24 protein-coding genes and 1 tRNA gene are annotated in these 25,413 nt (G+C 62.2%); 12 read left to right on the top strand and 13 right to left on the bottom strand.

The window, feature by feature from the left end; all coding sequences use genetic code 11:
- The first annotated feature begins 62 nt into the window (after positions 1–62).
- The 4 genes from trpB (at position 63) to ACP2AV_RS05100 (ending at position 3,151) form a co-directional block, all read left to right on the top strand.
- Positions 63–1,298 (top strand): tryptophan synthase subunit beta, encoded by a 1,236-nt coding sequence (gene trpB / locus ACP2AV_RS05115; protein WP_426371605.1) that lies wholly within the window; start codon positions 63–65, stop codon positions 1,296–1,298.
- A gap of 135 nt (positions 1,299–1,433) precedes the next feature.
- Positions 1,434–2,051 carry a PepSY domain-containing protein gene (locus ACP2AV_RS05110; RefSeq protein ID WP_426371604.1) on the top strand — a complete coding sequence of 206 codons (618 nt, stop codon included), beginning with the start codon at positions 1,434–1,436 and terminating at the stop codon, positions 2,049–2,051.
- A 79-nt stretch (positions 2,052–2,130) separates the two neighbouring features.
- Entirely contained in the window at positions 2,131–2,634 is a 504-nt protein-coding gene (locus tag ACP2AV_RS05105) for a hypothetical protein (RefSeq protein WP_426371603.1), read from the top strand.
- Positions 2,635–2,653: 19 nt separating this feature from the next.
- A complete protein-coding gene (locus tag ACP2AV_RS05100; RefSeq protein ID WP_426371602.1) occupies positions 2,654–3,151 on the top strand; it encodes a helix-turn-helix transcriptional regulator in 498 nt (165 codons plus the stop codon).
- On the opposite strand, the gene ACP2AV_RS05095 is transcribed toward ACP2AV_RS05100, so the two are convergent.
- Positions 3,148–4,182, bottom strand: coding sequence for a DUF2332 domain-containing protein (locus tag ACP2AV_RS05095; RefSeq protein WP_426371601.1), 1,035 nt, complete (start codon positions 4,180–4,182; stop codon positions 3,148–3,150). The genes ACP2AV_RS05100 and ACP2AV_RS05095 overlap by 4 nt on opposite strands.
- A complete protein-coding gene (gene pth, locus ACP2AV_RS05090; RefSeq protein WP_426371600.1) occupies positions 4,179–4,985 on the bottom strand; it encodes an aminoacyl-tRNA hydrolase in 807 nt (268 codons plus the stop codon). The genes ACP2AV_RS05095 and pth overlap by 4 nt, the downstream gene beginning before the upstream one ends.
- A 136-nt stretch (positions 4,986–5,121) precedes the next feature.
- Here pth and ACP2AV_RS05085 point away from each other — a divergent pair, with 136 nt between their 5' ends.
- Positions 5,122–6,231 carry an NADH:flavin oxidoreductase gene (locus tag ACP2AV_RS05085; protein WP_426371599.1) on the top strand — a complete coding sequence of 370 codons (1,110 nt, stop codon included), beginning with the start codon at positions 5,122–5,124 and terminating at the stop codon, positions 6,229–6,231.
- Positions 6,232–6,286: 55 nt separating this feature from the next.
- Here ACP2AV_RS05085 and ACP2AV_RS05080 read toward each other — a convergent pair whose 3' ends face one another.
- Complete coding sequence (locus ACP2AV_RS05080) at positions 6,287–6,928, bottom strand: 50S ribosomal protein L25/general stress protein Ctc (RefSeq protein ID WP_426371598.1); 642 nt, start codon at positions 6,926–6,928, stop codon at positions 6,287–6,289.
- A 217-nt stretch (positions 6,929–7,145) separates the two neighbouring features.
- On the opposite strand from ACP2AV_RS05080, the gene ACP2AV_RS05075 reads away from it, so the two are divergent.
- The gene (locus ACP2AV_RS05075) at positions 7,146–8,300 is read left to right on the top strand and encodes an MFS transporter (protein ID WP_426371597.1); all 1,155 of its coding nucleotides are present in this window, start codon (positions 7,146–7,148) and stop codon (positions 8,298–8,300) included.
- Between the two features lie 225 nt (positions 8,301–8,525).
- Here the strand turns inward: ACP2AV_RS05075 and ACP2AV_RS05070 are convergent, their stop codons facing one another.
- A complete protein-coding gene (locus ACP2AV_RS05070; protein WP_426371596.1) occupies positions 8,526–9,689 on the bottom strand; it encodes an alpha-hydroxy acid oxidase in 1,164 nt (387 codons plus the stop codon).
- Between the two features lie 166 nt (positions 9,690–9,855).
- On the opposite strand from ACP2AV_RS05070, the gene ACP2AV_RS05065 reads away from it, so the two are divergent.
- Positions 9,856–10,629, top strand: a complete 774-nt coding sequence (locus ACP2AV_RS05065; protein ID WP_426371595.1) for a ZIP family metal transporter — start codon at positions 9,856–9,858, stop codon at positions 10,627–10,629.
- Between the two features lie 28 nt (positions 10,630–10,657).
- Here the strand turns inward: ACP2AV_RS05065 and trpA are convergent, their stop codons facing one another.
- Positions 10,658–11,449, bottom strand: a complete 792-nt coding sequence (gene trpA, locus ACP2AV_RS05060; RefSeq protein ID WP_426371594.1) for a tryptophan synthase subunit alpha — start codon at positions 11,447–11,449, stop codon at positions 10,658–10,660.
- Positions 11,450–11,555: 106 nt separating this feature from the next.
- Positions 11,556–11,966, bottom strand: coding sequence for a VOC family protein (locus ACP2AV_RS05055; protein WP_426371593.1), 411 nt, complete (start codon positions 11,964–11,966; stop codon positions 11,556–11,558).
- Between the two features lie 121 nt (positions 11,967–12,087).
- Here ACP2AV_RS05055 and ychF point away from each other — a divergent pair, with 121 nt between their 5' ends.
- From ychF to ACP2AV_RS05035, 4 genes are all read left to right on the top strand, one after another.
- Positions 12,088–13,185: a redox-regulated ATPase YchF gene (gene ychF, locus ACP2AV_RS05050; RefSeq protein WP_426371592.1), complete on the top strand. Its 1,098-nt coding sequence runs from the start codon at positions 12,088–12,090 to the stop codon at positions 13,183–13,185.
- Positions 13,186–13,512: 327 nt separating this feature from the next.
- Entirely contained in the window at positions 13,513–15,873 is a 2,361-nt protein-coding gene (locus tag ACP2AV_RS05045) for a hypothetical protein (RefSeq protein ID WP_426371591.1), read from the top strand.
- A gap of 828 nt (positions 15,874–16,701) precedes the next feature.
- Positions 16,702–16,791: transfer RNA gene (locus ACP2AV_RS05040), tRNA-Ser, on the top strand.
- 462 nt (positions 16,792–17,253) lie between these two features.
- Positions 17,254–18,189 (top strand): metallophosphoesterase, encoded by a 936-nt coding sequence (locus ACP2AV_RS05035; RefSeq protein WP_426371590.1) that lies wholly within the window; start codon positions 17,254–17,256, stop codon positions 18,187–18,189.
- Between the two features lie 12 nt (positions 18,190–18,201).
- Here ACP2AV_RS05035 and ACP2AV_RS05030 read toward each other — a convergent pair whose 3' ends face one another.
- Genes ACP2AV_RS05030 through ACP2AV_RS05020 form a run of 3 tightly spaced genes read right to left on the bottom strand, consistent with a single transcriptional unit; the run spans position 18,202 to position 20,332 of the window.
- Positions 18,202–18,582, bottom strand: coding sequence for a hypothetical protein (locus ACP2AV_RS05030; protein ID WP_426371589.1), 381 nt, complete (start codon positions 18,580–18,582; stop codon positions 18,202–18,204).
- Positions 18,582–19,907 carry a recombinase family protein gene (locus ACP2AV_RS05025; protein ID WP_426371588.1) on the bottom strand — a complete coding sequence of 442 codons (1,326 nt, stop codon included), beginning with the start codon at positions 19,905–19,907 and terminating at the stop codon, positions 18,582–18,584. Before ACP2AV_RS05025 ends, ACP2AV_RS05030 begins: the two co-directional genes overlap by 1 nt.
- Positions 19,904–20,332: a DUF2924 domain-containing protein gene (locus tag ACP2AV_RS05020; RefSeq protein WP_426371587.1), complete on the bottom strand. Its 429-nt coding sequence runs from the start codon at positions 20,330–20,332 to the stop codon at positions 19,904–19,906. Before ACP2AV_RS05020 ends, ACP2AV_RS05025 begins: the two co-directional genes overlap by 4 nt.
- On the opposite strand from ACP2AV_RS05020, the gene ACP2AV_RS05015 reads away from it, so the two are divergent.
- Positions 20,307–21,179 carry a PepSY-associated TM helix domain-containing protein gene (locus tag ACP2AV_RS05015; protein ID WP_426371586.1) on the top strand — a complete coding sequence of 291 codons (873 nt, stop codon included), beginning with the start codon at positions 20,307–20,309 and terminating at the stop codon, positions 21,177–21,179. The two genes, ACP2AV_RS05020 and ACP2AV_RS05015, sit on opposite strands and share 26 nt — an antisense overlap.
- Positions 21,180–21,578: 399 nt before the next feature.
- Here ACP2AV_RS05015 and ACP2AV_RS05010 read toward each other — a convergent pair whose 3' ends face one another.
- From ACP2AV_RS05010 to ACP2AV_RS04995, 4 genes are all read right to left on the bottom strand, one after another.
- Complete coding sequence (locus ACP2AV_RS05010; protein WP_426371585.1) at positions 21,579–22,643, bottom strand: flavin monoamine oxidase family protein; 1,065 nt, start codon at positions 22,641–22,643, stop codon at positions 21,579–21,581.
- Between the two features lie 3 nt (positions 22,644–22,646).
- Entirely contained in the window at positions 22,647–23,330 is a 684-nt protein-coding gene (locus tag ACP2AV_RS05005; protein WP_426371584.1) for an SDR family NAD(P)-dependent oxidoreductase, read from the bottom strand.
- The gene (locus ACP2AV_RS05000; protein WP_426371583.1) at positions 23,320–24,003 is read right to left on the bottom strand and encodes a cupin domain-containing protein; all 684 of its coding nucleotides are present in this window, start codon (positions 24,001–24,003) and stop codon (positions 23,320–23,322) included. The genes ACP2AV_RS05005 and ACP2AV_RS05000 overlap by 11 nt, the downstream gene beginning before the upstream one ends.
- 455 nt (positions 24,004–24,458) lie before the next feature.
- Positions 24,459–25,358 carry a restriction endonuclease gene (locus ACP2AV_RS04995; protein ID WP_426371582.1) on the bottom strand — a complete coding sequence of 300 codons (900 nt, stop codon included), beginning with the start codon at positions 25,356–25,358 and terminating at the stop codon, positions 24,459–24,461.
- Between the last annotated feature and the right edge of the window lie 55 nt (positions 25,359–25,413).

The raw sequence follows: 25,413 nt of genomic DNA, 5'->3' as shown, positions 1-25,413 counted from the left end.
CTGCCACGGGGGCGGGATACACCGCTTTTGCGCCAGGCTGGCCCGACCAACAGGAGCTTTCGATGACCGACCTTTTCAACAGTTTCATGTCCGGCCCAGACGAAAACGGTCGGTTCGGCATTTACGGTGGGCGGTTCGTGTCGGAAACCCTGATGCCGCTGATCCTCGATCTTGAGGCCGAATACGAAAAGGCCAAGACCGACGATAGTTTCTGGGCCGAAATGAACGATCTGTGGACCCACTATGTCGGCCGCCCGTCGCCGTTGTATTTCGCAAGCCGCATGACCGAAGAACTGGGCGGGGCCAAGATTTACCTCAAGCGCGACGAACTGAACCACACCGGCGCGCACAAGATCAACAACGTTCTGGGCCAGATCATTCTGGCGCGCCGGATGGGAAAATCGCGCATCATCGCCGAAACCGGCGCCGGCCAGCACGGCGTGGCCACGGCCACTGTCTGCGCCAAGTTCGGGCTGAAATGCGTGGTTTACATGGGCGCCCATGACGTGGAACGCCAGGCCCCCAACGTCTTTCGCATGCGCCTTCTGGGGGCCGAAGTGGTGCCCGTGACATCGGGCCGCGGCACGCTCAAGGATGCGATGAACGACGCGCTGCGTGACTGGGTGACCAATGTGCACGACACCTTTTATTGCATCGGCACCGTGGCCGGGCCGCATCCGTACCCTGCGATGGTGCGCGATTTCCAGGCCATCATCGGCAAGGAAGTGCGGGTGCAGCTGGCCGAGCAAGAGGGCCAAGGCCGCTTGCCCGACACGGTGATTGCGGCGATCGGTGGGGGCTCGAACGCGATGGGTCTGTTCTATCCGTTTCTTGACGACCCCGATGTGCAATTCATCGGCGTCGAAGCGGGCGGAAAGGGCGTGGATGACAGGATGGAACATTGTGCCAGCCTGACCGGCGGGCGCCCCGGCGTGCTGCATGGCAACCGCACGTATCTGCTGCAGGACGACGATGGGCAGATCCTGGAAGGGCATTCGATCAGCGCCGGGCTGGATTATCCGGGCATTGGGCCCGAACACAGCTGGCTGCACGACACGGGCCGCGCGAACTATGTTTCGATCACCGACGCCGAGGCGCTTGAGGCGTTTCAGTTTTCCTGCCGCACCGAAGGCATCATTCCTGCGCTCGAACCCTGCCACGCGTTGGCGCATGTCATGAAGATCGCACCGGATTTGCCATCGGACCATATCATCGTGATGAACATGTGCGGGCGCGGCGACAAAGACATCTTCACCGTTGCCAAGCACCTAGGCGTTGACGTTCAGACCGGCGGCTGACCCCGTAAACCCTGGTTTATGCGCCTGAACCTGGGGACCAAAACCCCCGGTCTATACCCTCTGGTCAATGGATCGGACGGTGCGGGCTGGGCAATGTCCTGTCATCAGAAATTCATCCAGATGAGGACACACCCGATGAAAGTCACGATCAAGGTTGCCGCCTTTATCGGCGCATTTGCCGCCACCACCGCCTTTGCGCAAAGCGCGTCGGATCAGGTGATCCGCGGGTTGCAGGAACAGGGATTCACCCGCGTCGAGGTCCGCAACGGCGCGACCCAGATGAAGGTCGAAGCGATCCGCAACAACCAGAAGGTTGAACTGGTCTATGACCTGGCCACCGGCGATCTGCTGAAGCAAGAGGTTGAGCGCGTCGGGCGCAACGACAACACGACGCCGGGTGTTGAGGTGCGCAGCCAAGACCGCGATTTCGTGCGCGCCGACGATGATGATGATGACGACGATGATGATTACGACGACGATCATGACGACGATGATGATGATGGCGACGACCACGATGACGATGGCGACGACCACGACGCTGATGATGATCACGATGATGATGATGGCGACGATGGCGATGATGACGGGGACGATAGCGACGACGACGCAGACTCCGAAGGGCACGGCGAGTCCGATAGCGATGGCGATTCCGATAGTGACTCGGACAACGATTCAGACGGAGATTCAGATAGCGATTCAGACGGTGAGTCAGATGGTGATAGCGACTCTGACTCTGATAGCGACGACGACTGACCCCTTGTCAAACCTGCAAACATCCTGACACTGATCGGTATCCGGCCCCGGCCGGGTCCCGCCGCATTGTGAAAGCCTGATGACCCGCCGATTTGTCCATATCATCCTGACCAGCGCCTTCGTCCTCGCGGCGATGATCGGCCCGGGTATGGCGCAGGGCGCGCAGGACCGGGTGGTCGAACAGCTCAAGGATCAGGGCTATGCGCGCATCCAGATCACCCGCACCCTGCTGGGCCGCACCCGGATCGTGGCCACAGGCAATGCCGCGCGTCGTGAAATCATCCTGAACACCAATACCGGGGAAATCCTGCGCGACTATTGGGAATTGGACAGCCGCGGCCCCGCAGCGCAAAACGCCGGCTCATCCAGCCTTGGCGGGTCGATCATTTCGGTGCCCCAGACCGGATCGTCCGGCGACAGCAGTGGCGGCCATGGTGACACCCGCGGGCACGCAAGCAATGACGACGACAGCGACGATGATGACGACGACAGCGATGGCCACAGCGCCGACGATGACGACAGCGATGACGACAGCAATGGCGACAGTGATGATGCAGACAATGGGGACGACGATGACGACTGACCCGAAAGGCGCCTGACCTGTGCGGCGCAACCCGCTGGTGATCGCAACCGTCGCGGTGCAGGCAGCCTGCGCCGTCTTTTTCGTGTGGGATATCTTTTCATCGCTATTTGGTCTGCGCGATCGCCCGATCAGTTGGCAAGCGCGCGAACTGATCGAAATCGGCGCCGCGCTGGGGCTGGTGTTGGGGGTGGTCATGGGCGGGCTGCTGCTGCGCGCTACGCTACGCCGCCAACGCGCGGCCGAAGCGCGGCTGCACCGTGCGTCGTCGGAATTCATGCAGGTACTGGACGAACGGTTTGACGAATGGGGCCTGACGCCGGCCGAACGCGACGTGGCATTCTTTGCCGTCAAGGGCATGTCTACCGGCGAAATCGCCGCCCTGCGCGACACCTCCGAGGGCACGGTCAAAGCCCAGACCAACGCGATCTATCGCAAGGCTGGCGTCGGGGGGCGGCCACAATTGCTGGCCCTGTTTCTGGATGATCTGATCGACCTGCCGGGACCGGCCAATTCCTAACAGCGCCAGTCGATCCAGCGGCCGTGGAAATCCATCCGGCCCAGCCGGATCGGCGTGCGGTCACCGGGCCACAGCCGCAGCACCATCGCCGCGCCCTGTTGCGCACCGCCCGTGTCGGCCTCTACCGACAGCCAGGCCAGCGGGCTTCGCATGGTCGCCTTTTCGCCGCGCGCTTCCAACGCCGCGGTGCAGGCGGCGCGGGTGCCGGGCGGGAAATATTGCCAAGCGACCGTGTGGTAAACGAAATCCAGCTGACCTTCCAACATGTCTGCCATGCGGTTGACCAGCCATGCCGCCGCATCGCCCTGGTCCACCACTGGCGTGGCCACCGACAGCGCCGCGTCCAGCCGCGCCATCCGGTCGGGCTGGTCCGGCCATGTATAGGCGCGCAAGCGATTGCGATCCGCGGGATCGCTGGGCGACAGCGGGTGCAGATCCACGCCGCGCCGGTCGCTGATGAACGGATCGCACGGCAGGGGCAGGGGGCCGGACCAGTCCGGCGTCAGCGTCAGCGCCGGGGCCTCGGGGCCCAGTGTCTGCCCCCCCGCCGCCAGCGCATAGTGATCCCAGAACAGGTTCAGCCCCGCGCTGGCCCCCAGTTCTGACAGGCGGATGGGCAGCCCGTATCGGGCCGACAGGATGTGACCCACGGCGATCAGCGCGGCGGAGCGGCGGACCTCGTTCGTCTGGGGGGCATTGTCCAGCCATGCCATCAATTCGCCCTGGTGGGCGCGCATCGCGGCCTCGACGCCGGCCCACAGGGTGTCGTCTGTCACCGCGTGCGGCGGCCAGAGCGGCGCCAGTTCGGGGGCATGGTCCATCAGGATCAGCCCGTGCAGCGCGCCGGCAAAGCGCAGCGGCACCGACGCGCCCGCCCCGCTGACATCGCCGGGCCAGTCCAGCATCCGGTCCGCCACTGGCGTGCCGCGCTGCAGGCGGGCCGCGGTCAGCCGCAGCAGCCGCGCCGTAAACTCTGACCCAAGCGCGTCGCATGCATCAGCCTGACGGGTGAGGGCGGCGCGCAGGCTCAACGGAACTTGTCCGCCAGTTTTTGCAGGGGGCTGCGGGGGTCTTGCGGCGCGGGGGCAGGGCCGGGTGTTTTGGTGTTGGACTCTGGCTTTGCCTCAGACTTTGCCTCTGACTTGGGCCCGGCCTTGGCGTTCGCGTCGGTCTTCGCCGCAGCCTTCGGGTCAGCCTTCGCCTTCGCCCCAGCCTTCGCTTCTGGTTTCGCGCCTGCTTTGGGCGCTGGCGTGGCCGACGATCGGGGCGGCGCGGTGCGCAGCGCCACCGCATTCATGAATTTCCCGGCATCGCCCGCCGCAAGATGGCTTGCACCATCCGAACATCCACGCACCAGATCGTCCAGCCAATCTGCATCAGACTTGGAGAAATCGGACAAAACATAGGCCGCGACCCGGTCCTTGTGGCCCGGATGGCCGATGCCCAGCCGGACCCGGCCATAGTCGGGCCCGATATGCTGATGGATCGACCGCAACCCGTTGTGGCCCGCATGCCCGCCGCCCTGTTTGAACCGCGCCTTGCCGGGGGCAAGGTCCAGTTCGTCATGAAAGACGATCACGTCGGCGGGCGTCAGTTTGTAAAACCGCATCGCCTCGCCCACGGATTGGCCGGACAGGTTCATGAAGGTTTCGGGTTTGAGCAGGATCACCTTTTCACCGCCCAACACGCCGTCGGACAGGCTGGCCTGGAACTTGCCACGCCACGGCGCAAAGCCGTGATCCCCGGCAATCCGGTCGATGACCATAAAGCCGATGTTGTGGCGATTGCCCGCGTATTTCATGCCGGGATTTCCCAGCCCCACAAACAGCTTCACCGTCTTGCCTCGTCCATTTGGTCCGGCCAGCTTAGCCAGTTTTTCTGCCCTGAGGAAGGGCTGCGACGCGGCGAAACACTTGCCCTTTTCGGCAGGTCGGTTTCCTTAGCGGCGAAGCAAAGGACAAAGACACATCATGACCGCACAAGACACGTTGTTCCGCCCATTCACCAGTGACACGTTGACCCTCAAGAACCGCATCGTCATGGCCCCCATGACCCGTAGCATGTCACCGGGCAACGTGCCCAACGACAAGGTGGTTGACTACTATCGCCGCCGCGCCGAAGGGGGCGTGGGGCTGATCATCACCGAAGGCACCATTGTGGATCATCCCGCCGCCAGCGGCTATCCCGACGTGCCGGCCATCTATGGCGCCGACGCGCTGGCCGGCTGGGCGCGGGTGGTCGAAGCGGTCCACGCGGCGGGCGGCAAGATCGCACCGCAACTGTGGCATGTGGGGGCCGTGCGCCGCCCCGGTGTGGCGCCCGGGGGCGACACGCCCGGCTACAGCCCGTCGGGCATGGCCCGGCCCGGCAAGGTGACCGGCCACGCCATGACGCAGCGCGATATCGACGACGTGGTCGCCGCCTTTGCCAAGGGCGCCGCAGACGCCAAGAAAATCGGGTTCGACGCGGTCGAGATCCACGGCGCACACGGCTATCTGATCGACCAGTTCTTCTGGGATGGCACCAACGCGCGCGACGACGCCTATGGCGGTGACCTGGCCGCGCGTTCGCGCTTTGCGCTGGAAATCGTGGCGGCCGTGCGCGCAGCCGTCGGCCCCGATTTCCCGATCATCCTGCGCTATTCCCAGTGGAAACAGCAGGATTATTCTGCCCGCCTGTGCGACACACCCGAGGCCCTGGGCGCATTCCTTGGCCCGCTGGCGGATGCGGGTGTCGACATCTTTCACTGCTCGACCCGCCGGTTCTGGCAGCCCGAATTTGACGGCAGTGACCTGAACCTGGCCGGCTGGACGCGCAAGCTGACCGGCAAGCCCGCGATCGCCGTGGGCAGCGTCGGGCTGAATTCCGACTTTTTGCCCGAAGACGGCACCGGCGCCTTCAACGCCGGGGAACCGGCCAGCATCGACAACCTGATCGAACGGATGGCCCGCGACGAATTCGATCTGGTCGCCGTGGGACGTGCACTGATCGCCAACCCCGACTGGGCGAACCGGGTGAAGGCAGGCGATTTCGCCGCCCTGGTCCCTTACGACAAATCGTTGCTGGCCACGCTGTCGTAAGCAAAAAAAACGGGGCCCGCCGGGGCCCCGTTTCGCGTCGATCCGAAAGCGGATCTTATTCTTCGGCTGCGGCCTCTTCGCCGGCCTCGGCAGCTTCTTCTTCGTCGTCGTCGCCCGCAGCGCGCAGGCTGGACGGGGCCGAGATGTTGGCGATCACAAAGTCACGGTCGATGACCGGTTTGGCGCCTTCGGGCAGGGTCACGTCGGAAATGTGGATCACGTCGCCCACATCCGCGCCCGAAATGTCCACCGTGATGCTTTCGGGAATATCTGCTGCGGTCACGATCAGTTCGACTTCGCTTCGCACAACGGTCAGAACGCCGCCGGTCTTGATGCCGGGCGATTCTTCTTCGCCGACGAAATCAACGTGAATGAACAGGTTGATTTTCGACGTCCGGCGCAAGCGCATAAAGTCCACGTGGGTCGGCAGATCCTTGACCACGTCGCGTTGCACGCTGCGGCAGATCACGCGCACGTCGTCCTGGCCTTCAACCTTCATGTTGAAGAGAGTCGACAAAAAGCGGCCTGCTTTCAGGCGCTTGAGCAGCACGTTGAACGGAATTTCGATGGGCAGGGGGTCTGCGCCGCCGCCATATACGATGCCAGGTACGTTCCCGTTGCGGCGGGCTTGACGAGCGGCGCCCTTGCCAGTCCCCGTCCGTACCGTGGCGTGAAGATCAGGGATCTCACCAGCCATAGTTCAGTCTCCAAATTGTAAAGGCGGACATCCTCCAAGGCTGTATGCCCGCGTGAAGCCGCGCGTATAGGCCAGAATCCCGGGCTTGCAAAGCGGTTTTTGGGGCGCTGCGGCCGCAGTTGCGCCTGCGCGCCGTTGGGGTGGCGTCGCATTCGGGGTTGCCGAACACGGCGCGTGTTCCTAGCGTCGGTTACCGTGACGGATGTATGGGTCACCCATGTCCTTGCTGACTGCCATCAAAATCTCGCGCGCGCCCTTTTTCGCATTGGGCGCGGTGGGGACATATTGGGGCACCCTTGCGGCCGCAATCCCCGGGATCAAGGCGCAGGCCGGCGCCAGCGATCTGCAACTTGGCCTGGCGCTGGTCGGCGGGGCATTGGGCAGCATGGTGGCCATGTGGTTCGCGCCGCGCCTGTCGGTGGCGCTGGGTCGCCATGTGCTGCCGGCGCTGGCGATCGTGGTGGTGGCGGCGATGCAGTTGCCGCCCCACGCAAATTCGCCCGCCACGCTGTTCGCGATACTTGCGGTCTTGGGGGGCACGCTGGCCTCTGTCGATATTGGCGCCAACATGCGCCTGTCGCAGCTGGAAGAACGGCACGGGGTGCACCTGATGAACATCAACCACGCGATGTCTTCGCTGTGTTTCGGGTCAGCGGCGCTGGTGGTGGGGGGGCTGCGTCACGCCGGGGTGGACCTGATCACGATTTTCGCCGTCATGGGGGTGGTCAATGGCGTGCTGGCGGCCCTGACCTATGAAGGGCGCGCCTGGCGTCCGTTCCAGCCCTTGGATGGCGACGCCGCGCCCGCCGCGATCCCCTGGCTGATCGTGTCCATGGCGGGGCTGATGTTGCTGGTCAGCTTCGTGGGCGAAACCGCGGTCGAAACCTGGACCGCGCTATTCATTGAGCGCGAACTGGACGGCGCCCCCGGCCAGGGCAGTTTCGGCCCCGCGACGCTGGGCTTTATCATGGCGGCCGTGCGTCTGCTGGGCCAGGTCACCACGGAAAAGCTGGGCGAGGATCGCGTGATAATCTGGTCGGGCGCATTGGGTGTGATCGGCATTCTGGTGATCGCGACTGCACCTGGCACCTGGGCCGTTCTGATCGGCGTGGGCATCGCGGCGGCGGGCCTGGCGGTGATCGTGCCGACGGCCAATTCGCTGCTGGGCAAGATGGTGCATCGCGAACAGCGCGCCCACGCGATTGCGCGCGCGTGGCTCTTTGGCATGTTCGGCTTTTTCATCGGCCCTTCGTTGATCGGTTTCATCGCCGAGCTGGCCGGCCTGCGCGTGGCCTTTGTGGTGGTGGCGGGTCTGGTCAGTGCGATCATCCCGGCGGTGCTGGTGATGACGGCGCACAAGCGGCGCGGTTAACCGTTCGCCTGCATCCCGGCGCACGTTGCGCGAACCGTGCGGTTTGCCCGACAATTTGTCCGACGGATGGCAGACGGGAAGCAGACCGTTTGCAGACGGTTGGCCGACGCGGATCGGGATCGTCATCGGCGCAATTTTCCCGCCGCAGCGGCGGGGCACGGTGGGGCACGGCGGCGCATGGTGGGGCGCGGCCCATCGCACAGGCGGCCCACCACGCGTTGCGTTTCAGGCCCAGCGGCCGGCGAAATCCTGCGGCACCAGCACCATGTCCCGATCCACCTGCTCAACCGACTTGCGCCCGCACAGCGCCATGGAAATATCCATTTCGTTGTGGATCACCTGCAGCGCCCTGGTGACCCCCTCTTCGCCCATTGCGCCCAGCCCGTGAATATACGCGCGCCCGATGTAGGTGCCCTTGGCCCCAAGCGCCAAGGCCTTCAGCACGTCCTGACCCGATCGGATGCCGCTGTCGAAATGCACTTCGGTCTTGTCCCCGACCGCGTCCACAATACGTTCCAGTACCCGGATCGAACTTAGCGCCCCGTCCAGTTGGCGCCCGCCATGGTTCGATACCACGATAGCGTCACAGCCAACTTTTGCAGCCATTTCAGCGTCTTGTGGCTCCATCACCCCTTTCAGGATCAGCGGGCCGCCCCACATGTTCTTGATCGCTTCGATCTTGGACCAATCCAGCCGCGGATCGAACTGTTCCGCGGTCCAGGTGAACAGGCTCGTTGGATCCTCGACCCCTTTGGCGTGGCCCACGATATTGCCGAACCCGCGGTTTTTGGTGCCCAGCATTTCCAGACCCCACCGCCATCTTGTCATCAGGTCCGCGATCACCCGCGGGGTCAGTTTCGGCGGGGCTGACAGGCCGTTTTTCAGGTCTTTGTGCCGCTGGCCAAGGATCTGCAGATCCAGGGTCAGCACCAGAGCCGACACGCCGGCATCCTTGGCCCGCTGGATCACATTGCGCAGGAAATCCTGGTCGCGCATCACGTATAGCTGAAACCAGAACGGTTTGCGGGTGTGCTTGGCCACTTCTTCGATCGAGCAGATCGACATGGTCGACAAGGTGAAGGGCACGCCGAATTTCTCGGCCGCTTTCGCCGCCTTGATTTCCCCGTCGGCCCGCTGCATCCCGGTCAGCCCTACCGGGGCCAACGCGACGGGCATCGCGACGTCTTGACCGATCATTTTGGTCGCGGTCGAGCGGCCGTCCATGTCGACGGCGACACGCGGCCTTAGCCGTATCTTATCGAAATCGCTGGTATTTTCGCGAAAGGTCTGCTCGCTCCAGGACCCGCTTTCGCAATAATCATAGAACATCGTGGGCGTGCGGCGCTTGTGCAGGCGCTTGAGATCGTCGATGCAGGTGATGACTGGCATGGCACGCCCCTTGTTTTGGTTAGGTCCCCTTACCAATTTTGCACTACATGGACAACCTGCGTGGACAACCTGCGCGCAAAACCAGTGTGGCGATGGGACCGGTTGCGTCCAGCGGCAAATGGCGCAACATGGGTGCAGGCACGGGGGTTCAGGCACAGGGGCGCATATGTCGATCATCGTCATGGGAACACTCGCCAGCCTGATTGCAGGGCTGATGACGGGCGTGGGCGCGATTCCAGTCCTGTTCGGGCGCGGCATTTCGCGGCGGACCAACGATATGCTGCTGGGGTTTGCGGCCGGGGTCATGATTTCGGCCAGTTATTTTTCCCTTTTGATCCCGGGGATTGACGCGGGCGAGGCACAGACCGGTTCGGTCTGGTTGGCGGCAAGTATCGCGGCGGCGGGCCTGGCGTTGGGGGCGCTTTTGGTGCACGCGCTGAACGAATATGTGCCGCACGAACATTTCATCGCCGGGCGCGAGGGCAGCGACCTGGCGGCCCTGTCCAAGATATGGCTGTTCGTCATCGCGATCACCATCCACAACTTTCCCGAAGGCATGGCCGTGGGCGTGGGGTTTGGCGGGGGCGATGTGGCCAATGGCATATCCCTTGCCACCGGGATCGGCCTGCAGAACGCGCCCGAAGGGTTGGCCGTGGCCGTCGCGCTGCGTGGGCAGGGCTATACCAAGTTGGGCGCCTTTGCCATTGCGCTGGCCACAGGGCTGGTTGAGCCGGTGGGCGGGCTTCTGGGCGTCTGGCTGATCCATATCAGCGCGGCGCTGCTACCGTGGGGGCTGTGTTTTGCGGCCGGCGCGATGCTGTACATCATCAGCCATGAAATCATTCCCGAAACGCACCGCAATGGCCACCAGAAGATGGCGACTGCGGGGCTGATGATCGGACTGATCCTGATGATGTTCCTGGATGTGACGCTGGGTTGATCCGGTCAGGCGCGGTTATGGGTGCGGATCAGGCGCGATGCGCCCCGTCGGCCAGGGATTTTACGAATTGCGCAACCTTTTCAACGCTCTCGCCCTTGCCGATCCTTTCGACAATGGCGCTGCCAACGACGGTGCCATCGGCAATTCCCGCAATCGCTTCCGAGGTTTCGGGCGTTCTGACGCCAAAGCCCACGATGATCGGCAGATCGGTTTGCGACTTGATGCGCGCCACTTCGGGGGCGACCGTGTCGGCCTGCGCTTCGGCCGCGCCGGTGATCCCGGTGATCGACACGTAATAGACGAATCCCGATGTGTTCTGCAGCACCTTGGGCAAGCGTTTGTCGTCGGTCGTGGGTGTGGCCAGCCGGATGAAATTCAACCCCGCCTTTTGCGCCGGAATGCATAGTTCGTCGTCTTCTTCCGGCGGCAGGTCGACCACGATCAGACCGTCGATCCCGGCGTCTTTTGCGTCGGCCAGAAACTTGTCCACGCCGCGCGAATAGATCGGGTTGTAATACCCCATCAGCACGATCGGCGTCGTGTCGTCGTCTTTGCGAAATTCGCGCGCGATATTCAGCGTGCGTTCCAGTGTCATGCCCGCGTCAAGCGCCCGTTGACCGGCCAGCTGGATGGTCGGTCCGTCAGCCATGGGATCGGTAAAGGGCAGGCCCAGTTCGATGATATCGACGCCAGCGCCGGGCAGGGCGCGTACGATCTCCAGCGATGTCGCCTCGTCCGGGTCGCCGGCCATGACGTAGGCGACAAATGCCTTTTTCCCTGCGTCTTTCAGGCGCGCGAATGTGTCGTCGATGCGGGTCATGGGCGTTCTCCGGTCTGTCTGGCGACGGGTTTCGCCCAAAGCGACGCGAAAGGCAATGGGTCTGGTCGGACCCAGGCGGGGCGCAGGTTGGGGCTCAGGTTGCGGCTCAGGCAGGGGCCGGGGTGGTCATGACGATCCAATGTGTGCCGAACCGATCCTTGAGCATCCCGAAACCGGGGGAAAAGAAATTTTCGCCAAAGGGTTCGAGCACATCGCCGTCCTGCAACAAGGCCTCGTAGATCCGCTTTGCGTCAGCCTTCGCGGGAACTTCCAGCGCGATCGAGACGCCCATTTGCGGGCCCCCATCGACGCCGGGTGGAAAGTCTGACGCCTCAATATCGCCAAAGGGCGACATCAGCGCCGAATGCATCACGCGGTTGCTCGTGGCCAACGGGGCAGGGGCACCGGGCATCTGATCGTAGCCCATGATCTCTAGATCGCCGCCCAGAATCTGCTGGTAGGCGGTCATTGCAGTGCGGCAGTTGCCTTGGAAATGGATATAGGGTGCGATGGGCATGGCGGTACCTCTTGTTGGTCAGGTTCAGACTGACAGGATTGTGCGATTCCGCCAAGTCCGCTTGCGCGCCGCGCCGCTGCGCCCTATCAAGCGCGCGGATTGACGCGAAAGGGCCTGAGCCATGGGTTTCAAGATGGGGATCGTCGGCTTGCCGAATGTGGGCAAATCGACGCTATTCAACGCACTGACGAGAACCGCCGCCGCGCAGGCCGCCAATTTTCCTTTTTGCACGATTGAACCCAACGTGGGCGAAGTCGCCGTGCCTGACGCGCGTCTGGACAAGCTGGCCGCGATTGCTGGCTCGAAACAGACCATCCCGACGCGCATGACGTTCGTGGACATCGCCGGGCTGGTCAAAGGCGCCTCGAAGGGCGAAGGGCTGGGCAACCAGTTTCTGGCCAACATTCGCGAATGTGACGCCTTCGCCCATGTGGTGCGTTGTTTCGAAGACGGTGACGTGACCCATGTCGAAGGTCGTGTCGACCCGGTGGATGACGCGCAGGTGATCGAAACCGAACTGATGCTGGCCGATCTGGAGAGCATTGAAAAACGTCGCGCAGGGTTGGTCCGCAAGCTCAAGGGCGGCGACAAAGAGGCCGCACAGCAAGACCGGCTGCTGGCCGACGCACAAGAGGCGCTGGAAAACGACCGGCCCGCGCGCTCGGTCGATGTCGACGCCGAAGACGCCAAGGCCTGGCGCATGCTGCAACTTCTGACGCAAAAGCCGATCCTCTATGTCTGCAATGTCGAAGAAGAAAACGCGGCCAAAGGCAACGCCCATTCCGATGCCGTGGCCAAGATGGCCGCCGAGCAGGGGGCAGGGGCCGTGGTGATTTCTGCCAAGATCGAAGAGGAAATCAGCCAGCTTGATCCAGACGAGGCCGAGATGTTCCTGGAAGAAATGGGGTTGGAGGAAGCCGGCCTCGACCGGTTGATCCGCGCAGGCTATGAATTGCTGCACCTTGAAACCTATTTCACCGTGGGCCCCAAAGAGGCGCGCGCCTGGACGATCAAGCACGGCACCGCCGCGCCGCAGGCCGCAGGCGTCATCCACGGCGATTTCGAAAAGGGTTTCATCCGCGCCGAAACCATCGCCTATGACGATTTCGTGGCGCTCGGCGGCGAAGGCCCGGCCAAAGACGCAGGCAAGATGCGCGCCGAGGGCAAGACCTACATCGTCAAGGATGGCGATGTGATGCATTTCCTGTTCAACACCTGAGCCTCCCGCAACGGCCTGTCGCCTGTGGCCTACGCCCGACGGTTCGGCCAGCAAGCAGCAGATCTTGGGCCCCGCGCATGGGATCAGCCGGTGAACGCGGCGGGCCAGCGCGGGCATTTTGAGTGGCGGGGAAATCCCAAGGTCACGGCGACCCGGTGCGCCAATTGGCGTCGGGCGCACATGGGAGCGTATGCGTGAAGTTCCGGCGCGGTTAAGAACGGTACAATGCCACAATCTAAAAGGAACCACGGCACTACGATGCAGAAAAACCGAAGCTGACCTTAATCTCTTCTTAAGTAAAATCAGCAATGTAAGTGCTCTTGCCAGTTGGAGTATCTTCCGAAAAGGCGCAATGTCCGCAACATGACTGTTGAACCTGCCGCACCTCCTATTATTCGCCCCGTGGATATCCTGTCGGGTCTTGGTGTTCTCGAACGGGCCGAGATTTGCCAGATCATCGCTCTCATTGAATGCGTCGACGGCCTTTTCCTCGCCAAAGGGGCTGTGCAGGGAATGGGCGCCAAGCTCGGTCTCGCAGCGGATGCCGCCGCAGAACGCCTCCAAGCTGCTCAGAATGACCTTGCGGGATCGTCTGCCTCGGATGCCGCCCTTCGCTTTCGCCTTTGGTCGAGGCTGACAGAGGCCATGTCTCTGCCGTGTGTTGTCCCCTGCCTGTCAGCGAAGTCTGCCACGCGATCGGCATCCGCTTTTGCGGTTCGCGCATCCGAGAGGCTCACACCCTCCATCCGAGCCCGCCACCGCACGGCACATCATAAAGAGCCCGACGGTGGCGTTGGCGTACTGGTCGGCGGTAAGGCCGCTGACTACTGGAAGTCGGCGAAAGCTGCCTTCGTCGCGGAGCCGCCTCTGCCATTCCCCCAGATCGTGGCCGAGGAAATGATGGCGCTTCTCGCGGACGACAAGGTTCTGGAGGCCGCGGCGAAAGAAGCCGATCCAGAGATTGCCGAGGCTCTGCGGCAAGGACAGGTCCGGGCGCGCAATGCCATGGCTGCTGGCGGGGCTTGGATCGGCGGGGCGGTCGTGGTCGCCAATGCGGGCTTTGCCCCCTACCTGCTGGCCGCACATCTCAGCTCGATCATTCCACTGGTCGCCGGGCCAACCTTGACCTCTCTGCTTTTCACCTTGGTCAACCCTGTGACCGTCATGGTGGGCGTCGCCGCTCTTGGATGGCTCGGAATGGGGCGCGGGTCTCGGATAGTCCGTAGCCAGTTGGCTGCCCGTCTCGGGGTGCTCATGGCCGCTCAAGGCGCGCAGCACACAGAGACGGGTCTGGATCAATTTCTCGCGGACATGCGCAAGCTGGACCGGGCGCCGAACAGTTCCTTCGGCTGGATGCCTGCGAAGGATCGCGCAGAAATGCGCCACTATGTAACCTCGCTTGTTGGCCGCTTGGCTGGGCCGATTCCGGTGCCGGCAGGACAGCCTCCGGAGCCGTGGTCTTCGAAGAAGATGACCACCGACGTCCCCGATGCGATTGCCTCGTTGGGCCTTACCGCCGGCGAAATGCTCTGGCACGCCGCGGCGATTGAGCCCAACGTCATGAAGGCCGCCGACTTTTCTCGCTCAAAGGAACTCGGAGATCCTATTGCCTTAGCTTGGAGCGCCGCCGATTTCCTGTCCTCGGGCGCCAAAGATTCACTGCGGGGATACACGGCCGAACGGCTCGTCATGGACAAGCTTATTGCCGATGGTCACGATGTCCAACTCGCAGAATCCAGTAACACGCCCGGTTTTGATGTCATCGTCGACGGGGCGGCAGTGCAGGTCAAATGCGGCACTTCGTTCTCGAACCTGACCAAGCATTTCGAGAAATACCCGGACATCCCGGTGATCGCCAATTCCGCTCTCGCTGAAGAGGCCGTGGCACGCGGTGCGCCATGGGCGCAAATGGTGACGACCCTTCCCGGGTTCGAGATTGCGACGATCGAGGAGCAGATCTCAGAGACTCTCGGTCATGCCGTCGATTTGGCCGACCCGGACATCCTGCAATTCGCGTTGTCGCTCGGTGTTCTGCGCGGGGGCATTGAGATGGTCCGGGGGCGGGTTCCGATTTCCGACCTTCCTGCCTGGCTTATCCTCGACGGCGCCTCGCGTGGCCTACTCGCTTTCGCGGGTGGAAATGCAGGGGCTTGGTTCGGCCTTATTGCAATAGGTCCGGCCGGTGCGCTCATTCTCGGCCCCGCGATCGGAGCCGCCGCTCTTCTGGGCAACAGCACATTGAAAGACTACGCTCAGAAGCAGCTCATGGCAGATTGGCGCGAAGACTTGCGGCGGGCCGCAGAAAAACTACACGGCCATGTCATCGCGGCCTTAGAGTGCCGCATCGACCGTCTCACAGAGAGATGTGATACCTTTAACATCCAGGCATCGAGATCAGATCTAGATGCCTGGATGGCCCAGCGGGCCCAAGATGATTTGATCTCCGCCCTGGAGGACCACGCAAGCCTCATCGCCTCTCGCCCAAAGTCAGAGGTCGATGCAATCAAGCTGCTGTTTACCGCGCGCGATATTGCGCCCGCAGACGCTGCCGTTCTGTCAGGGCTTCACGAAGTCGAACAGACAATTGCCCGTAAGCCAGGCCTGAAGGCTGCCATGATCGAAGCGGGGCGCCCCGCGGGCGAGCTGCTACGATCTCGACTGAATAGGCCTTGGCTCAATCGCCGTTAACCAGAAGAAAGAAAAGGTGGTTATGCGCGCGTTGAAACGCTCCATCTGACCGCTGAGCTTGCTCGTGCCTGCGGAGTAGCCTTTGAGGCGATCTTCCACCCAAGCAAAGACGTCAGATTTGGCGCCGCTCGTTGCATTGTTGCGATCTGCAATCACTCCATCGGCCCCTCGGTTAGGCCTTCCAAGTGGGCCAACCAAACTGTTGCGTAAATTTTGGGGAGAGGCGGGAGGTTAAGTTGAATTTTCGACTGCTCCATGCCCGGAAATACCAGTATTTCCCGGTATATTTTTCGGTTCAGGCAGCCGTTTCATCATCTCGTCCAGCGCAGTGCAGTTGGGACGGAAACGGCGCTTGTTGCCGATGCGTATGGAAGCGCTGGGGTCGAGAGCTTGACCAGTTTTTGGACGGTGTCAGGTCCGACGCCCCAACGGATCTCGAGATCGGTCCGGCTAAGCATCGGTGCAGGATCTCCCAGAAGCTCGGCAGCCATACGCCGGATTGCCTTGTTGGAGAGGATGCCCGCCCATTTCGATGCTCAATGCTGTCACGCAACGCTTCTCTCCTCGCGGGCACGAGTGCTGCGGGCTGCCGCTTTAAAGGCCCGGCGAGGCCTTGTTTTGCCCGACCTAGCCGAATTGATCGGCGTAATTCCAAACGCTTTCGGGTAAGATTTCGGTCGAATTCGGTTGACCAAATCTTGTCCAAACTCCGCGCTATTCTGCGCCTTTCGGTGTCATTTCAAGGGCTTGGGCGTCTCGCCCTATCTTTTCCGGGCAAGGGCAATTTCGTCTTGTATTCCTTGGACTTGCGCGGCTATACCCATCAGCGGAGACGTGGCCGAGTGGTCGAAGGCGCTCCCCTGCTAAGGGAGTAGGCGGGAAACCGTCTCGAGGGTTCGAATCCCTTCGTCTCCGCCATTATCCCCATTGCGAACCAGTGACACCGCCCTGACGGGCACGGATTTTTCCGTGTTATAAAAGGGGTTTGCAGGAACCGACCGAACCTATTAGACGCGCTCAATGGCCGAAGCTGGGCTCAGAATGGCCCTCCGTCTCAGTTTGGGCGAACCTCGTCCGTTCCGGTTCGGTCTCGTTTTCTCGTTACCTTTCAATGCTCTGCCGCCGAACACCGCCAAAACCCAAACGCGCGTTCCGAACGATATCGATGGCAACATAGACGGAACACGCGGTAGGCGCGTTGCTCGGGATGCCAGCGTAAACAGGCGGATTTCTTGGGTGGGTTCGCATCCCATTCACTCTCCGAAACCCCTGATGACAAACCATTTTAGCACCGCTAGCGTTTCAAGAACCTCGGATTGGTTCATATCGATGCGGAGGCTGAGCCAAACCAGATACCGAGAATAATCCCAAGATGACCGCATGAACCCATTTGACATCATTCCAGACACCCACGGCCAATCCGCCAAACTCGACGCTGCCCTCGCTGGGCTGGGGTGGAGGCGGAGTGCTCTCGGATGGACCCATCCCGATCCGGATCGACAGATCGTCTTTCTGGGAGACTTCATCGACCGTGGGCCGGATAATCGGGCTGTTCTCAAGACCGTCCGCGAACTTGTCGATGCAGGCAAGGCCAAGGCGATCATGGGCAATCATGAGCTCAACGCTCTCCACTTCCACACGATGCACCCCGATGATGGTCAGCCGCTTCGTGCGCATTCGCCGAAAAACATCCGGCAGCACCGAACGTTCCTGAACCAGTTCCCGCCCGGCGATCCGCAGACGCGCGACGTTCTGGACTGGATGCGAAGCCTGCCTCTGTTTCTTGAGGAGGACGGGTTTCGTGCCGTGCACGCCTGCTGGATCGACGCCTCATTGGATCGGCTCAAGACGCTGACCGGGGATGGCGTGCTGACCGAGGAACAGCTGATCCGTCGCGACGAAGCCGACGAGATGTTTATCTTGGCCGAGCAGATTACGAAGGGGCCAGAGCATCGACTACCGGAAGGCTGGTCGTTCACGGACAAGGACGGGACGGAGAGAGATCATGTGCGCCTGCAATGGTGGAACGCGGCCGCTCGCACCTGGCGCGACATAGCGATCTCTGTGCCGTCAATTGAGGACCTGCCTGACGAAAACCTGCCGGAGACGCTTTCGGCACAGACCTATCCAGCCACTGCGCGACCGGTGTTCTTCGGGCATTACTGGTTGAGTGGCGACCCGGTCCTACAGGCACAGAATGCGCTTTGCCTCGACTATTCTGCTGGCAAGGAAGGCCCACTGGTCTCTTATGATATGTCCGACCCGGCCGGACCGCTTTCGAAGGACAAGATCCGGGTACATCCGGCGATCAGCTAAAACGGGTGGCCATCAGTCGAACACCCTTTCCGGCTGCTCGACCCATGGCAGTTCCGCCACGCCGCAAAGATCAAAGATCGACAGCACAGTGGGCTCGCGCCGAAGGACCAGTCGCTCCAGAACGGAGGGCGAGAGCCATGCCAGCCGGATCACGCGGCTGACATAACGGTCGGAGATACCTTCCGCTCTGGCAAGATCAGCAATGGTGTTCACATCACCTTGCTCCAGCCTGTACCGCCAGTCCCATGCGCGACCGATGGCGCGCAGAAGGCGGGCATCCTGGCCGCGATCCATGGCGACCTCGATCTCTTTTGGCGGCAGGATGCGGGGGCGGCCGCCTCGATTGCGCAGGGTGAGTGGGATGTGGACGCGGAGGGTCTCGGGCTCTGCCATCACGCCACCTCCGGATTGGACGGGGCCATGAGTGCTGCAATCGCGCCCAAGCCCTCATGTCGGAGGTCGACCGCCAATCCGGCCTCGCTGGCGGTGACCCGCGCCACCAAGAGCCGGACCACGCGCGCCTGTTCGGCCGGGATCAGCGCGTTCCACATCTCGTCAAACTGGGAGAGCGATGCGCTGATGTCCGCCTCGCCAAGGTCTGGCCGGTCCTTGCGCAGGGTCCGCGACACCCGCGCGGCGACCTCCGGCGTTTGCAGCAGGCGGCGGACTTCGCCGACCACGGCATCTTCGACCATACCACCCGGCAACCGCTGCGGGCCGCGTAGCTCGGCCTTGGGGCGTTTCTTGATCACGTCCATCGAGACGTAGTAGCGATAGCGCCGCGTGCCCTTCTTGGTGTGGTGCGGGGTCATCGCCACGCCGGTCTCGGTGAAGATCAGCCCGCGCAGCAGCGCCGGTGAAGGCTCTTGGGCCGCAGCCTTCCTAAAATACCGGTTGTTCGCGATCACCTCATGCACCTCGTCCCAAAGCGTCTCGTCGATGATTGCGTCGTGCTCGCCGGGATAGGCGGTGCCCTTGTGCACGGCGAGGCCGCGATAGACCTTGTTGTGCAGGGTCTTGAGCAGCGAGGTCTTGTCGTAGGGCCTGCCGGTCTTGGTGAGGATTGCGCGCGCGTCCAACTCGCGGACCACCTGCGCCGTGGAACTGGACCGCGCGTAGAGCGTGAAGATCGTCCGCACCGCCTCGGCCTCGTCCGGATCCACGATCAGCTTGCGGTCCTTCACGGTGTAGCCGAGCGGCACCGGCCCGCCCATCCAGATCCCCTTCTTGCGCGAAGCCGCGACCTTGTCGCGGATCCGCTCGCCGATGACCTCGCGTTCGAATTGGGCAAAGCTAAGCAGGATGTTCAGTGTGAGCCGTCCCATGGATGTGGTGGTGTTAAAGGACTGCGTGACGGACACAAAGGTGACGCCGTGCTTGTCGAAGATCTCGACCAGCTTTGAGAAATCCATCAGCGCGCGGCTGAGGCGGTCGATTTTGTAGACGACGACGATGTCGATCAGCCCGTCCTCGATGTCGGCGATCAGATCCTTAAGCGCGGGACGTTCCAGCGTGCCGCCGGAGAAGCCGCCGTCATCGTATTTATCACGCAGGCAGACCCAACCCTCGGCCTTTTGGCTGGCGATATAGGCCTCACACGCCTCTCGTTGGGCGTCGAGGCTGTTGAACTCCATGTCGAGCCCTTCCTCGCTCGACTTGCGGGTGTAGATGGCGCAGCGCAGGCGGCGGGGCGGTTGTGACTGTGGTTGGCGTGTCATTTGCTGATCCTCGGGCGTGGGGTGAAGCCGAAGAATTTCCAGCCATTCCAATTCGCGCCGGTGATGGCCCGCGCCGCGCCAGAAAGCGATTTGTACCGACGACCTTGCCACTCGAAGCCCTTCGCCAAAACTGTGACGGTGTGCTCGACACCGTTCCATTCCCGGACCAGCTTGGTGCCCGGCAAAGGCCGTCGTGGGTCGGTCATCACCTGACCGGATTCGCCGGACGCCACCTCCGTCGCCAGTGCATCCAGCGTCCGCCGGGTGTCGCGGCCAATGCCGCCGAGGGCCAGTTCCTGGATGCGGTAGCCAAGCCGCAGCTCGAGGTTCTGACGGCTGGTATTCGGCGCGGGCGCATGAAAGATCGGCAACCGGATCATCGAGGCTGTTGCAGGCTGGATGGTGTTGCTGACCGCGACGGGCATCTACCTGTGGTGGCCGCGGGGCAAAAAGGTCGGCACGGCCACGATCAAAGCCACCAAGGGCCGCCCGTGGTGGCGCGACCTGCACGCGGTGACGGGCATCTATTCGGCTGTGTTTATCGTGTTTCTCGCGATGACCGGTTTGCCGTGGTCTTCGGTCTGGGGCGGGTATTTCTATGACGGGGCCTATGCGCTGGGGCTGGGAATGCCGGATGGCTATTGGTCGAACACGCCGCAATCCACTGTGCCGAGTGCACAGGCGCTGGATCGTACGCCCTGGATCATGGAGCAGCAGCCCATGCCCGTTTCGGGCGCCTCTTCGGGCGTTCCTGCCGGGCTGGATCAAATTGTTGCCACGGTCGAAGGGCTGGGCATTGCGCCGGGCTATGCGCTGAACATGCCATCGGGTGAAACAGGCGTGTTCTCTGCGTCGGTCTATCCCGATGACGCTACGCAAGAGCGGGTGCTCCACCTGGATCTATACACCGGCGAAGTTCTCTATGATGCCGGGTTGAATGATTTGGGCGCGCTTGGCTGGGCTGCGGAATGGGGCATTTCGATCCACATGGGGCAGGCATGGGGGCTGGTAAACCAGATCGTCTTGCTCTTGGTCTGCGTGGCCATGGTGGTCATGTCCGTCGCCGCTGGGGCAATGTGGTGGAAACGCCGCCCCGCCGGCGCGATCGGCACACCGCAATACCCAACCGATTGGCGTATCCCGCGCACGCTGCTGCTTATTGCCATTGCTGCGGGGATATTCTTTCCGCTGGTCGGCCTGACCTTGATCGTTTTGGCGGTCATTGAAGGCGTGATCTACGTGGCAAGGCCGCGCAAGGCGCAAGCGTCCTGAGACCAAACGGCCACCCGGCAACGCGCCGGGTGGCCACTATGATGATTTCCCAATGACCGGCCAGTTTCGCGTTGCCACGCATGGCCCCGCAAGTGCAGGCAATGTCGGCGCGCCGCCCAAGGTCGCAGTTCGCGAAATCAATAGCTGTGGCGGATAGATAAATCCGATCAACGGTTTCGCGCGGCGATCTATGTCTTACCCAATACGCAACGCGGCCATTGCGCCATGCGCTTTATGCAGGGGGCTGCGGAAGTTTGGGACATCAATTCGCCGGCTGATACGGTTGTCCCGTCTGAACCTGTTTGTCGCCCGCCGCGCAAAGGTGACGCCCACCAAAGCGAACTTCGAAAATATGGCCCAGGCAAGCCGCGCCATGGACCGCAAATCACCTGACTTGCTTCAATCGGACAAGCCGCTTTTCAATTGGCTCAGCGCGTTTTCAGCGGCTTCCAATGCCCCCTCAAGATAGCCGCCGAATTCCGGCGCGACCTCGGTCCCGCCAAAGATCAGCTTGCCGTTCCACAAGCCGCTCAGCGCGGCGGGCAGACCATAGTCAGGGTGGGCAAAAAGGGGTTGCTGGTCCAACCCGTTTGCGGTGAACCGATCAAAGGCCCAATCTTTCACCGCCAGGGTGACAGGACTGGCCGCATCGGGGCCAAAGATCCGGGTGAGCTGCGCGAGAATGTGCTGTTTCAGCGCTTGCTCGTCCGCCCTGGCCTGAGGCGGCACGCCGAGAAACCCGAACAGCGCGTAGGGGCCGCCCTGCGCAGGCGAGGCATCGTGTATTTCCGACAATGGTCCAAAGCGGCTCATCGCATCGCCGGACAGGCCCGCTTCGCGCCAAAACGCGCGATCATAGATGGCAACCGCCTTGGCGTGGCCGGCCATCCATGTGGCGGTGGCTTTCATGGCCGCATGGGCCGGGCCGGGCAGGTCGGGATCAAAAACGATGTCAGAGGCCAGGCGCGGGGGGATGGCCAGCACGGCGCGGCGGGCCGCGATTGTCTGGCCGGTTTGCACGGTCGCGGTGATGGCGTCAGTGTGCCGGGCAAGGCCGGTGATGGGTGTACCAAGGTGCACGCGGCCCGCGTCGATCTGATCCGACAGGCCGGTGATCAGTTGCCCCAGCCCGCCGGTCAGACGATATGACCCTTGCATCGACGCAAAGCCCTGACCGCGGATGGGCTGCCCTTGGTCGTCCTCGTAGATCAGGTCGCCATGGGCATATTGATCGAAACGGCTTAGCCCCAACTGGGTGATCAGCTGTGCGATGCGCGGTTGGCCGGGCCAGAACCAAGCAGGCCCCATGTCAAACGCGCCGCCATCCTGGTGCAGCGTCGCAATGCGCCCGCCAAGGCGGGGGCGCGCCTCGGCGAGCAGGAAATCGTGCCCAAGCGCGCTGAGACGGGCCGCAAGGAAAAGCCCGGCAAGCCCGCCACCGATGATCAGTGTATCGGTCTGCATCCATCAGAACCCTTCGCTCGGCGGGCGTAGATCCAGTTCCTGCGTCCAGGTGGAACTGGGCTGATGGGCCAGTTGCCAATACGTCTCGGCGATGTCGGCGGGCGTCATCATTTTCGCCGGATCAAGGCTGTGCAGGGTCTTCGAGCGGGCCGTTTCGATGATCCCGTCAAGGATCACATGGGCCACATGGATGCCCTGTGGCTGGAATTCGCGCGCAAGCGATTGGGTCAGCCCGCGCAGCGCGAATTTTGCCGACGCAAAGGCCGAAAACGTCGCACCCCCCCGCAGCGATGCCGTCGCGCCGGACACGATAAGCGCCCCGCCGCCGGACTGAACCATTGCCGGCAGCACAGTCTGGCCCAAGATGACCAGAGTTTGCACCATGGATGTCCAAGTGCGTTGATACTCCGCAAGCGAGGTTTCAGCGAACGGCGCAATCACCAGCTCGGCCGTATTGTGCACCACGATTTCGGGGGCCCCGTGGGCGGCAATCAGGTCCGCCAGCAGGGGCGAGACCTGTTCGGGGTCCGCCAGATCGATCTGATGGAACAGCCCCGCGGTCTTGTCTGGCCGGGTGCGGCCCAGACCGACGGCTGTCATGCCGCCCGCCTCAAACCGTTCGACAAGCGACTGGCCAAGGCCCGCCCCCGCACCCGCAACCAGTGCCAGCGGTCTGTCACGTTGCATCGGAGGGCACCTCGGGGGCTTTGGCAAAGGGCAGGTGGCCGGATTTGATCCAGACCCTGGCGCCATCGGGGCCGCCTGTGGCCGACAGGGGATCCCCATCGGGCAAGCGCAGCCAGTCGTTTTTGCCCAGATGTTGCGCTGGCAGCGTGACGCTGCCGTCAAGGACCAGCATCTCGATGCCGCCCGGGGCTTGGGATGTCAGGGTCGCGCTCGGGTCAATGTGGCTGTAGCTGACCACCTCACGATCGTCTTGGTGCAAAAGGGCAGTGGCCACGCCATCGGAAAATGCTCCCAGTTCATCGGCCATGTTTTTGCGGAACTGGTTGCGATCGTCCGGGTCGAATTGCCAGAGCTTGACGAAGATGGTGCAGCCCTGATCCGACCCCGGTGTGTGCTGTGTCGTTGGCGGGTTTCGCACGTAGGTGCCCGCCGGGTAGTCGCCATGTTCATCCTGGAACACGCCGTCCAGCACGATGAATTCTTCGCCGCCGGTGTGGGTGTGGGCCGAAAACTTGCTGCCGGGTGCATAGCGGACGATGGTTGTGGCGCGGGCCACTTCGCCGCCGATACGGTCCAACATGCGGCGCTCGACGCCATTCATCGGTGACGCTTGCCACGCTAAGTCGTCAGAGCGCACAAGGACACGTTTGTCGAAGTCTGCGTTCAGGTTCATCGGTCATTTCCTTGTCGTACAGCGGTTTGGGCATTGCCCTGCGATTGATGGGTATCGCGCGATTTTGGCGTGCCACGTTTGGTGGGCATTTCCCGACTGCAAACTGGCCAAATTGGCGGCATCCGCTGACGCCAACCCCGCAAATGCGGCGCCGTCCCTGACGTAGTTTTTCACGCGCGTGGTCCTTTGTCTTGGTGGCAAGGTCTTGGTGGCAAGCCGTCGAACTGTTGATCGGTAGATAGGCTGCGACCGCTCCGCGTCGACAGTCCTTGGCGCGAAAAATGGGACGCCGGGTGGAAATCAACGGGCATCACGCATCGCCAAGCGGGCGAATGCCCCGAACGCGCGCGTATCCGCCGCGCAACGCTGCGCAGTTTGGATGCCTACTTCCACAAGTTCCGATCCAATGTTCGCTTCGCGGCGCGTCCGGCCATCTCGAGCGGGACTTTATGTAATCAAGAAAACAGGGTTCGTGTTCGAGCAAACGGCTCCTTGCGCTCCACTGAGTGGCGGAGCTTGGCACGGATCACCTCATCCAGATGAAGCTCTCGACCGAGGGTATCCATGATATCCATTCCATCCATCAGGATTATTTGGCGAGAGGTGAACGCGTCGAAGGCGTCACTGCTGAAACCCTTATAACTGATAAGCAGACCTCTGGCCCATTTCGGCCGTTCTTCGACCTTGCCCTGAAAAGCATGGAGTGTGTTCGCATTCGTTTTCTCATTGTGCCACTTCGCTTCAAGCAGGTATGTATTTTGGTCGTGAACAAAGGAGCCATCGATCTGCTCGCCGGAATTTCGAAACCCACCTCTGGAATCGAGGCCCCACGCATCAAACAACTTCTTCAAGAATTTCTCGAAAGCATAGCCTCGCGGATGTGGTGCCATGTCAAACATCGCCTGAAATTCGTCCTGTAATGCTTGACGGTCAACGACAGATGGACCTTTCCGTATTGACGACGGAGCCGAAACAGGGCGGGCCGTATCGACCTGGGATATGTCGTGGGCAGGGAGTGGATCGCCCCCCAATCTTTCCACGATAGCAGACAACCGAGCGCGACAGTTCTGAATGGTCTCGGGCTCACCTCTCTCAAGCCGGCGTATTTCTCGGTATTCCCAGAGAGAAGTGAGAATGCGCGCGACTGCAAGGGGCTGGGCCCTCCTCAAAAAGGCTCGTAGCCGCTTTCCTTTCGAGCCGCCGTATTCACTGAATGCGTCATCATAAATGTCGATCCCTGCTTCGTCCGAAAAGAACTCCGCGAATGTTTGATTTGAAAAGTCGAGCACGTACCCGCTTTCCATCTCAGTGAGTTTCTCCACCAGTTTGAACTCTACCGGACGTAAATTTGCCATATTTGCACTCCCTTGCTGAGGAAGATGTAGTCATCCTCTCCAAGAGGGAAGTGGT

It is taken from the genome of Aliiroseovarius sp. PTFE2010 (genome assembly GCF_049943335.1).
GTDB lineage: Bacteria > Pseudomonadota > Alphaproteobacteria > Rhodobacterales > Rhodobacteraceae > JBNFVY01.
The sequence above is the reverse complement of the archived record's forward strand: the minus strand, read 5'-3'. Positions and strand labels throughout refer to the sequence as shown.